The organism is Phenylobacterium sp., from assembly GCF_030697305.1.
GTDB lineage: Bacteria > Pseudomonadota > Alphaproteobacteria > Caulobacterales > Caulobacteraceae > Phenylobacterium.
Window position 1 is genome coordinate 1 of record NZ_JAUYQL010000003.1, and the last position, 9,790, is coordinate 9,790.

Below are 9,790 nucleotides of genomic sequence, written 5' to 3' on the forward strand. Positions count from 1 at the left end.
GGTCAAGACCATCGCCCGCGGCACGCCCGGCTTCTCCGGCGCCGACCTGGCGAACCTGGTCAACGAAGCCGCCCTGATGGCCGCGCGCAAGAACCGTCGCATGGTGATGATGCGCGACTTCGAGGACGCCAAGGACAAGGTCATGATGGGCGCCGAGCGCAAGTCCATGGCCATGAGCGAGGACGAGAAGCGCAACACCGCCTACCACGAAGGCGGCCACGCCCTGGTGGCGCTGTCGGTGCCGTCCGCCGACCCCGTGCACAAGGCGACAATCATCCCGCGTGGCCGCGCGCTCGGCATGGTGATGCAGCTGCCCGAGGGCGACCGCTATTCCATGGACTACCAACAGATGATCTCGCGCCTCGCCATCATGATGGCCGGCCGCGTCTCCGAAGAGCTGATCTTCGGCAAGGACAAGGTCACCTCCGGCGCGTCCAGCGACATCCAGGCCGCCACGGGCCTGGCCCGCAACATGGTCACCCGCTGGGGCTTCTCCGACGTGCTGGGCCCGATCTCCTACGGCGACAACCAGGAAGAGGTGTTCCTCGGCCATTCGGTGGCGCGCACCCAGAACGTGTCGGAAGACACCGCCCAGAAGATCGACGTCGAGGTCCGCCGCCTGGTTCAGGGCGGCATGGACGAGGCGCGCCGGATCATCACCGAGCGGATCGACGACCTGCACGCGGTGGCTAAGGCGCTGCTCGAGTACGAGACCCTGTCCGGCGACGAGATCATCGGCGTCATGAAGGGCGTGCAGCCGATCCGCACCGAGGCCGAGACCAAGCGCCCCGCCGGCCCCGCCGTCGCCGTGCCGATCTCGCCGCGCCCCGATCCCGAACCGGCCTGACTCCAGACGCTTGACGCTGAGCTCCGAGACCCGCCGCGTGAAGGTGATGGGCGTCGTCAATGTGACGCCCGACAGCTTCTCCGACGGCGGCCGGCATTTCACGCCGGCTGACGCCCTGGCCCACGCCCGGCGACTGATCGCCGAGGGCGCTGACATCCTCGACATCGGCGGTGAGTCCACCCGCCCCGGCGCGGCGCCCGTCGAGGCCGCCGAAGAGATCGGCCGCGTCGTCCCCCTGATCGTGGCGATACGCGCCGAAAGCGCCGTGGCGATCAGCATCGACACCATGAAGCCCGCCGTCGCCCGCGCCGCGATGGCCGCCGGCGCGCACATTTGGAACGACGTCTCAGCCCTGGGCTACGACAGCGAGAGCCTCTCCCTCGCCGCAGACCTCGGCTGTGAGGTGGTGCTGATGCACATGCAAGGGAATCCGCGCACGATGCAGCAGGATCCCCAATACGACGATGTCGCCGTTGAGGTCGCCGCCATGCTGGCGGACCGCGCCGAAGCGGCGATGGCCGCTGGCGTCGCCCGCGAGCGCATCTGGCTCGACCCTGGCGTAGGCTTCGGCAAGCACACTACGCGCCACAACCTGCCGCTGCTGGCCGGGCTCGACCGGCTCGTCGCGCTGGGCTTCCCGGTGCTGCTCGGCGCCAGCCGCAAGCGCTTCATCGCCGCCATCGACCCGGCCGGCGCGTCACCTGACAAGCGCCTCGGCGGGTCCATCGCCACCGCGCTGGTCGGCGCTGCGGCCGGCGTCGCCGCCGTCCGCGTCCACGACGTCGCCGAAACCGTCCAGGCTCTGGCGGTCTGGCAGGCGATCGCGGATGCGCGGCTGGACTGAAAGCCTGAGCTTGGCGCACGCGTGGCGGCGCGCTAATCGCCGTGCATGGCGAACTCCCTTGGCCGCGTCCTGATCATCGCCGGCTCCGATTCCGGCGGCGGGGCGGGCGTGCAGGCCGACATCAAGACCGTCACCATGCTGGGCGGCTATGCGGCGACCGCGATCACCGCGATCACCGTGCAGAACACCCTGGGCGTCAGCGGCGTGCACCCGATCCCGCTGGCGGTCATCGACGCACAGGCCCGCGCGGTGCTGGACGACATCGGCGCCGATGCGCTGAAGACCGGCATGCTGGGCGACGCGGCCACTGTCGAGGCCGTGGCCGCGATCCTCGACTACGCCGCGGCCCCCGCCGTGATCGATCCGGTGATGATCGCCAAGGGTGGAGCTTCGCTGCTGGCGGAAGCTGCGATCGGCGCTGTGCGGAGCCTGATGATCCCCCGCGCCGCCCTGCTGACCCCCAATGCGCCGGAGGCCGCCACCCTGACGGGGATCGCAGTCGAGACTCTCGACGACATGCGCCGCGCCGGTGAGGCGCTGCTGGGCCTGGGCGCCCGCGCCGTGCTGATGAAGGGTGGGCACGTCCCCGGCGATCAGGTCGTCGATCTCCTGCTGACCCCGCAGGGCGAGACCGCCTTTGAAGCCGAACGCATCGACACCCGCCACACCCACGGCACCGGCTGCACGCTGGCCTCGGCCTGCGCGACGGGTCTGGCCCAGGGCCTGCCTCTGGTCGAGGCGGTCGCGCGCGCCTGGGGTTACGTGCAGGAGGCGATCGCCCGCGCGCCGGGTCTTGGCGCCGGTCACGGGCCGCTGGATCACGGCTGGCCGCTGCGGGACCGACGATGAGCGATCCCCTGACCGCCAGGCTGGGGGCTATCCTGCGCGCCACGCCGGGCCTGATGCAGGTGTTGCGGACCGCCCGTGATCTCGCCCTGCCCGACTGGCTGGTGTTCTCCGGCGCGATCTACCAGCCGGTGTTCAACCACCTGACCGGCCGCGCCCTCGACTATGGGGTCAAGGACTACGACCTCGGCTACTTCGATCCCGACACTTCCTACGAAGCCGAGGACGCGGTGATCCGCCGGGTCGCCCGGGCCTTCGCTACGCCGCTGCGCGAGCTGGTCGAGGTCCGCAACCAGGCCCGCGTGCACCTGTGGTTCGAGGGCAAGTTCGCCGAGCCTTACGCCCCCCTCCATGACAGCGCGCATGCGTTGACGCGCTTCACCACCACCGCGTTCGCGGTCGGCGCACGGCTGGAGGACGACGACACGCTGACCATCCTGGCCCCCTTCGGCCTGGATGACCTGTTCGCCCTGCGCCTGCGCCCCAATCCGACGCGTGCGACCAACGGCTTCGCGCGCACGGCCGCGAGCGTCATCGCCCGCTGGCCCGAAGCCCAGGTCGCCGACTGACCCTGCAAGGAGACGCCGATGCGCCAGTGGACCGTAGACGCCTTCGCCGCCGCGCCGTTCCGCGGTAATCCCGCCTGCGTGGTCGAGCCGATGCTGAAGTGGCCCTCCGACGCCTGGATGCAGCGCCTGGCCGCCGAGAACAACCAGGCCGAGACCGCTTTCCTGTTGAAGACCGATGACCCTGCGCGGTTCAAGCTGCGCTGGTTCACCCCGGCGCTCGAGGTGCCGCTGTGCGGACACGCGACGCTGGCCAGCGCCCACGTGCTGCTGAACGAACTGGCGCTGGAAACCGAGACCGTCACCTTCGACACCCTCTCCGGCCCGCTGAGCGTGCGCCAGGCGCGCGAGCTGGGCGAGCTCTACGAGATGGATTTCCCGGCCATGACCCCCAGGCGCATTGATCCGCCCCAGGGCCTCGCCGAAGCGTTGGGCGCGGCGCCGCAGGAGGTCTGGGCCGCGCAGTTCCTGGTCGCGGTGATGGCCAATGAGGCTGAGGTGCGAGCCCTTGACCCCGACGGCGCCCGCTTGAAGGTCATATCGTCGGCCGCCACCCAGGGCCGCGGCAATGTCGGCGTTTGCGCCCTGCCCGACGCCGGCGCGCCCTACGACGTGGTCAGCCGCTTCTTCGCGCCAGGCTCGGGCATCGCCGAGGATCCCGCCACAGGGTCGCTCCACTGCATCCTGGCGCCGCTCTATGCGGAAAAGCTTGGGCGACCATCGCTCAGGTTCCACCAGGCCTATCCCGGGCGAGGCGGCGACCTGCTGTGCGAGCATCGCGGCGAGCGCGTGCTGCTGCGTGGCGGGGCGTTCACGGTCCTCGAAAGCCGCCTACGCATCGCCCCCTGACCGGCTCCTGTCCCGCTCATGAAAAAGGGGCGGCCCGCACCGGACCGCCCCCAGCTCTTTGCTCAAATCAGGCCTTAGCGGCGGTAGTCGCGACCGTAGCCCTGGCCGTAGTCGTTATCGCGGCCTTCGTAGCGGATCTGGGCGCTCAGCCGGTCAAACCGGCGATCCAGATCGGCGCGTTCCCAGTTCGACAGCCCGCCGGCGCGATAGCGGTTCTCCAGGCGGGCGATCTGATAGAACTCGGCGCGCAGGCGCTGGGCTTCGGCGCGGGTCAGACGCCCCTGGCGCACGCCGCGATCGATGCGGTTGTCGAGCTGCGCCTGGCGGGCGTTGATGTTCATCCAGCCGCCACGATCGTCGCGCCAGCCGCGGTCACCGTCCCAACGCTCGCCGTACGAAGGGCGTTGATCATAGCCACGGTCGTTGTCGTAGCGGCCGCCATACGGTTGGGCGCTGGCCGCCGTCGCGCTCAGCGTCAGCGCCGAGACCGCGACCAGGCCAAGAGACATCAGCTTTTTCATCGGTCCTGTCCTCTTCTTCGGCCGTCCCCGGCTCTTCGAAAGAGCCTTTGAGACGTCCATCAAACCCGTTGGCGCGGGCTTGGTTCTGGCCAAGCTTTGCGCTGCGCAGCCACCATCGGCCGCGTTGAGGGAAAGAAGAACATGTCCAGGATGACACCATCCTGAGCCGCTCGTTGTGCGCCGTTCAGGTTCGCGGATGCGCCGTCGGCAGTGCTACGCTGCGTTGGCGGCGCCGGTGGCTGCGTCGTTCAGGGCGCGGCTGATCGCTTCGTACAGCTTGGCGATTTCAATGGGTTTGGGCACGTGGCCGTCCATGCCGGCGGCCAGGTATTCCTCGACCTGGTGGCTCAGCGCGTTGGCGGTCAACGCCACGATCGGGGTGCGCTTGCGCTTCGAGGTGCGCTCGATGGTGCGGATCGCGCGCGCCGCGTCGATGCCGTCCATCACTGGCATCTGGATGTCCATGAGGATCAGGTCGTAGTTTCCGACCCGCCAGGCCTCCACCGCCTGCTGGCCGTCGGCGACGATGTCGATCTCGATGCCCAGTGAACCCATCACCGCGGCCAGAACCTGTTGGTTCGTGGCGTTGTCCTCGGCGGCGAGCAGGCGCAGCGCGCCGTCGTCGGACGTCGAGACGTTCTCGATCACCGCGTCCTCGACCGCCTCGCCGCGTTCCAGCGGCAGCTCGACGACGAACACCGAACCCTTGCCCTCGGCGCTCTCGACCGTGATCGTACCGCCCATCATCTGGGTCAGCTCGCGGCAGATGGCCAGGCCCAGGCCTGTGCCGCCGAAGCGGCGCGTCGCCGAGTTGTCGGCCTGGGTGAACTTCTCGAACAGCCCCGACTGCTTGTCGCCGGAGATGCCGACGCCGGTGTCGCGCACGGTGAAGCGCAGGCCGCCGGTCTGCGGGTTGAGGTCGAACAGGCCCGAGACCGAACCATGCGAGGTGAACTTGACCGCGTTGGACAGCAGGTTGCCGGCGATCTGGCGCAGGCGGTCGGCGTCGCCGCGCCACCAGCCCTGGGCCTCGGGCGCCACAGTAACGCTGAAATCCAGCCCCTTGGCGTTGGCCATGGCGCCGAACGCGCCGCGGGTGGGGGTGAGCGCACGTTCCAGCTCGAAGTCGTCGACCAGCAGGGTCAGCTTGCCGGCCTCGATCTTCGACAGGTCGAGCACGTCGTTGAGGACGGCCAGCAACAGGCTGCCGGATTGGCGGATCACGTCCAGGCGCTCGCGCTGGATGGGCGCAAGCTCGCTCATCGACATGACTTCAGCCATGGCCAGCACGCCGTTCAGCGGGGTGCGGATCTCGTGGCTCATGTTGGCCAGGAACTGGGTCTTCAGCACGTTGGCGGCGTTGGCGGCGTCGCGCGCCTCGGTCAAGTCCTGCATCGCCGCCTTCAGGTCCTGCTCGCGCTCTCCGAGCTTACCCAGAAGATGGTTGAAGCTGGCGGTCAGGCTGCGGAACAGCTGGTCCTGGGCCTTGACGTCCACCGGCTCGAAGCTGCCGTCGGCGGCGACCTGGCGCATGGCGTCCGATAGCCGCTCCACGGGCGCGATCACCCGATGCGCCATGCCGCGGGCGAGGAACAGGGCGACACCCACGCCGCCGAAGAACAGCGCCGCGGTCAGCGCCATGAACTGCGGCAGCATCGCGCCCAGTTCCGGCGCGCGGGAGGTGACGACGATCTCGCCCAGATTGTCAGCGCCCATGCGCACGGGCGCGCGCACGACGTCGGTGTCCTTGCCGGCGACATTGGCGTCGGGGCGCAGATAGGAGGCGATGGTATTGCCCTTGACGTCGAGCAGACGCACCGAAACCACGTTGTGCGAGGCGCCCAGCGCTGTCAGCGGCGTGCGTGCGGCCTGGTTGTCGTTGGCGAGGACGGCGGGCGCGGCCGCCGCGGCGGCGATCTGGGCCAGGGACTGGGCGCCGATATGGCTCTGCTCACGCGCCACCGCCCACTGCTGGACCATGAAGGTCAGGCAAGCGGCGATCAGCACCACCATGGTGGTGATCAGCCCGACCCCAGCGACGCGCGCGTGGAAGGTGGCGTGATGGGCCGAACCGCGCGCGGCCGGAGTATCGCTCATGGGCGCCTTTCCCCATTCAAGCGATCCGCATACCTCTGTTTGTACTAACGCTTCGCTTCCATGCCCGTTGCCATTTTGACACAGATCAACCTGTGCGCGTACGTGTCGCACTTTTCTCGCCCGTTAACCATAGACTAACCTTAACTGGTCGTTTACCTTCCTCTATATTGTGTTAACGAATAGGGGTCTGCGTATGGAAAAGGTGTTTGTTGCTCAGCGCGTGGCGAACAAGCTGTTCGCGACTGAGAATGCTGTTGATGGCGCCCTGGCTGAAGCCGCTGAATTCATGAGCGAAATGCTCAAGGCGCGTAAAGACGTTCACGTTTCGCTCGTTCTGGGCGACGAAGCGACCGCGAAGCTGGTCGATGCGATCAAGGCGTTGGGCGAAGCCCGCACCGCCATGGTCGGCGTGCACAACGAACTCGCCGAAGTGAAGCTCCGCCTCGGCATCCGCACGAAGATGGACGGCTGGGACACCGACAAGGGTCTGGCCCTGCGCGACGTTCAGGCTCCGGCCACCCTTCGCGACGTCGGCTAAATCCACTTCGGTTTTAGTTGCGATAACTTAACGGTGTTGCGCCTCTAATGCGAGTTAGAGGCGCAATGCATGTTTAGTCCCTTCCTTCCGTACGTGGGCATGGTGGTCACCCTGGTGGTGTGCGGCCTGGCCTTTCTACGTGGCGGCCCGCCTGAGCGGGTGGGCGCCGGCTTGGTCCTGGGCGTCGCCCTGATCGGCCAGGCGATCGACCTCATCCTCCCCGATGCGCACGAGCAGGTGGCCCACCTGTGCAACGACGCTTTCCTGGCCGTGGGCTTCCTGCTGGTCGCCCTGCGCTACGGCAGCCTGTGGCTGGGCGGCTCGATGATGCTGCAGGCCGTGCAATTCAGTCTGCACGCCTTCTATCTGGTCGCGACCAAGCCCCACGATCGCTTCTTCGCGGTGGTCAACAACGCCAATACCGCCGGCATCATCGCGTGCATCCTGGCTGGCACCCTGGTCGCCTGGCGCCATCACAAGAAGTCTATCGCACCGGCCCTCGGCGCCTCGGGCGCCGCCGCGCACTGACCGCTAGCCGGCGCGGCCTCCACGCAGTTTTTCCTTGCATGCTTGAGCGAATGCAGGCTTCTGCGCGCCGGGCCACGCCCTCCCAACGGGGCGCCGCTCATCTGCAAGGATGGGAGACATCGCTATGACGACTCTTGCAAAGCCGGCCACACGGCCGTTGAGATCCGAGTTTTCCTCCGGCCCGTGCGCCAAGCGCCCCGGATGGTCCCCTGAAAATCTCAAGGACGCGGTCCTGGGGCGCTCGCATCGCTCCAAGCTCGGAAAAGGCCGCCTGCAGGCCGCTATCCAGGCGACACGCGAACTGCTTCAGGTTCCCGACACCCACCTGATCGGCATCGTGCCCGGCTCTGACACCGGCGCGGTCGAGATGGCTATGTGGTCGATGCTGGGCCCGCGCCCGGTGCAGCTCCTGGCCTTCGAGAGCTTCGGCAAGGACTGGGTGACGGACGTCGTCAAGCAACTGAAGCTTCCGGCCGAGCCGTTGGAAGCGCCGTACGGCGAGCTCCCCGACCTCACCAAGGTCCGCAAGGACGCCGACCTGGTGTTCACCTGGAACGGCACCACCTCCGGCGTGCGCGTGCCGAACGCCGACTTCATCGCCGCCGACCGCGAGGGCATCGTCATCTGCGACGCGACCAGCGCGGCCTTCGCCCAGGCGCTCGACTGGGCCAAGCTCGATGTGGTGACCTTCTCCTGGCAGAAGGCGCTGGGCGGCGAAGGCGCGCACGGCGTGTTGATCCTGGGTCCCCGCGCCGTCGAACGGCTGGAGAGCTACACGCCGGCCTGGCCGATGCCCAAGCTGTTCCGCATGACCAAGGGCGGCAAGGTCACCCTCGACCTGTTCGAAGGCGCGACCATCAACACCCCCTCGATGCTCTGCGTCGAAGACGCACTGGACTCCATGGGCTGGGCCGCCTCGATCGGCGGCCTGCCGGAGATGCGCCGCCGGGCCGACGCCAATCTCGGCGCCCTCGCCGCCTGGGTCGACAAGACCGCCTGGGTGGAGTTCCTTGCCGCCGATCCGGCGACCCGGTCCAACACCTCGGTGTGCCTTAAGGTCGTCGATCCCCGGGTCACCGGCCTTTCCGCCGACGCCCAGGCTGACTTCGCCAAAAAGCTGGCCGCGGTGCTGGAAAAGGAAGGCGCCGCCCTCGACGTGGGCGGTTACCGTGACGCGCCTCCCGGCCTGCGCATCTGGTGCGGCGCGACCGTAGAGACCGCCGATATCGTGGCGCTGACGCCCTGGCTCGACTGGGCTTTCGCCAGCCTCGCCCAGGACCAGTTCCAAGCCGCCTGACGCGCGTCCGGCGTCACCGCCGCCCGCTCAAGGCCTTCCCTCTTTGAACAACCCCCTCTCCGCCGCCGCGCGGGGAGGGTCTCTCCCAATGGAGATTCCCATGCCCCGCGTACTCATCGCCGACAAACTGTCCCCCGCCGCCGTCGACATCTTCAAGCAACGTGGCGTCGACGCCGACGTGAAGACCGGCCTGACCAAGGACGAGCTGCTCAAGATCATAGGCGACTATGACGGCCTGGCCGTGCGTTCGGCCACCAAGGCCGACAAGGACGTGCTGGCCGCCGCCAAGAACCTCAAGGTCGTCGGCCGCGCCGGCATCGGCGTCGACAACGTCGACATCCCCGCCGCCACCGCCGCCGGCGTGGTGGTCATGAACACCCCGTTCGGCAATTCGATCACCACCGCTGAACACGCCATCGCCCTGCTGTTCGCCCTCGCCCGCCAGCTCCCAGCCGCCGACGTCTCCACCCAAGCCGGCAAGTGGGAGAAGAACCGCTTCATGGGCGTGGAGCTGTTCGGCAAGACGCTGGGCCTGATCGGCGCCGGCAACATCGGCTCCATCGTCGCCGACCGCGCGCTGGGCCTGAAGATGCGCGTCGTCGCCTACGACCCGTTCCTCTCCCCCGACCGCGCGGTGGAGATCGGCGTCGAGAAGGTCGAGCTGGACCAGTTGCTGGCCCGCGCCGACGCCATCACCCTGCACACCCCGCTCACCGACAAGACCCGCAACATCCTGTCGGCCGAGAACCTTGCCAGGGCCAAGAAGGGCGTCCTGATCGTCAACTGCGCCCGCGGCGGCCTGGTTGATGAGGCCGCCCTGCGCGCTGGCCTCGACAGCGGGCACATCGGCGGCGCGG

General features: G+C 68.3%; 10 protein-coding genes and 1 pseudogene. 9 read left to right on the top strand and 2 right to left on the bottom strand.

Annotation, left to right across the window (positions count from 1 at the left end):
- From Q8R27_RS00100 to Q8R27_RS00120, 5 genes and pseudogenes are all read left to right on the top strand, one after another.
- Nucleotides 1-847, top strand: a pseudogene (locus Q8R27_RS00100) (cell division protein FtsH); the annotation flags it as partial.
- Between the two features lie 46 nt (nt 848-893).
- The gene (gene folP / locus Q8R27_RS00105; RefSeq protein WP_305697102.1) at nt 894-1,691 is read left to right on the top strand and encodes a dihydropteroate synthase; all 798 of its coding nucleotides are present in this window, start codon (nt 894-896) and stop codon (nt 1,689-1,691) included.
- Between the two features lie 45 nt (nt 1,692-1,736).
- On the top strand, nt 1,737-2,540 hold the full coding sequence (gene thiD, locus Q8R27_RS00110; protein WP_305697095.1) for a bifunctional hydroxymethylpyrimidine kinase/phosphomethylpyrimidine kinase: 804 nt from the start codon (nt 1,737-1,739) through the stop codon (nt 2,538-2,540).
- Nucleotides 2,537-3,106 carry a nucleotidyltransferase family protein gene (locus Q8R27_RS00115; RefSeq protein WP_305697096.1) on the top strand — a complete coding sequence of 190 codons (570 nt, stop codon included), beginning with the start codon at nt 2,537-2,539 and terminating at the stop codon, nt 3,104-3,106. The genes thiD and Q8R27_RS00115 overlap by 4 nt, the downstream gene beginning before the upstream one ends.
- 18 nt (nt 3,107-3,124) lie before the next feature.
- Nucleotides 3,125-3,952, top strand: a complete 828-nt coding sequence (locus tag Q8R27_RS00120) for a PhzF family phenazine biosynthesis protein (protein WP_305697097.1) — start codon at nt 3,125-3,127, stop codon at nt 3,950-3,952.
- Nucleotides 3,953-4,026: 74 nt separating this feature from the next.
- Here Q8R27_RS00120 and Q8R27_RS00125 read toward each other — a convergent pair whose 3' ends face one another.
- On the bottom strand, nt 4,027-4,473 hold the full coding sequence (locus Q8R27_RS00125) for a hypothetical protein (protein WP_305697098.1): 447 nt from the start codon (nt 4,471-4,473) through the stop codon (nt 4,027-4,029).
- Nucleotides 4,474-4,686: 213 nt separating this feature from the next.
- Nucleotides 4,687-6,570 carry an ATP-binding protein gene (locus Q8R27_RS00130; RefSeq protein WP_305697099.1) on the bottom strand — a complete coding sequence of 628 codons (1,884 nt, stop codon included), beginning with the start codon at nt 6,568-6,570 and terminating at the stop codon, nt 4,687-4,689.
- 193 nt (nt 6,571-6,763) lie between these two features.
- Between Q8R27_RS00130 and Q8R27_RS00135 the strand changes: the two genes are divergently transcribed.
- The 4 genes from Q8R27_RS00135 to Q8R27_RS00150 form a co-directional block, all read left to right on the top strand.
- Nucleotides 6,764-7,108 (top strand): hypothetical protein, encoded by a 345-nt coding sequence (locus tag Q8R27_RS00135; RefSeq protein ID WP_305595251.1) that lies wholly within the window; start codon nt 6,764-6,766, stop codon nt 7,106-7,108.
- Nucleotides 7,109-7,177: 69 nt separating this feature from the next.
- On the top strand, nt 7,178-7,636 hold the full coding sequence (locus tag Q8R27_RS00140) for a hypothetical protein (protein ID WP_305697100.1): 459 nt from the start codon (nt 7,178-7,180) through the stop codon (nt 7,634-7,636).
- A gap of 124 nt (nt 7,637-7,760) precedes the next feature.
- Nucleotides 7,761-8,933: a phosphoserine transaminase gene (locus Q8R27_RS00145; protein WP_305697101.1), complete on the top strand. Its 1,173-nt coding sequence runs from the start codon at nt 7,761-7,763 to the stop codon at nt 8,931-8,933.
- A 94-nt stretch (nt 8,934-9,027) separates the two neighbouring features.
- On the top strand, nt 9,028-9,790 hold a 763-nt coding region (locus tag Q8R27_RS00150; protein WP_305697103.1), incomplete at its 3' end, for an NAD(P)-dependent oxidoreductase.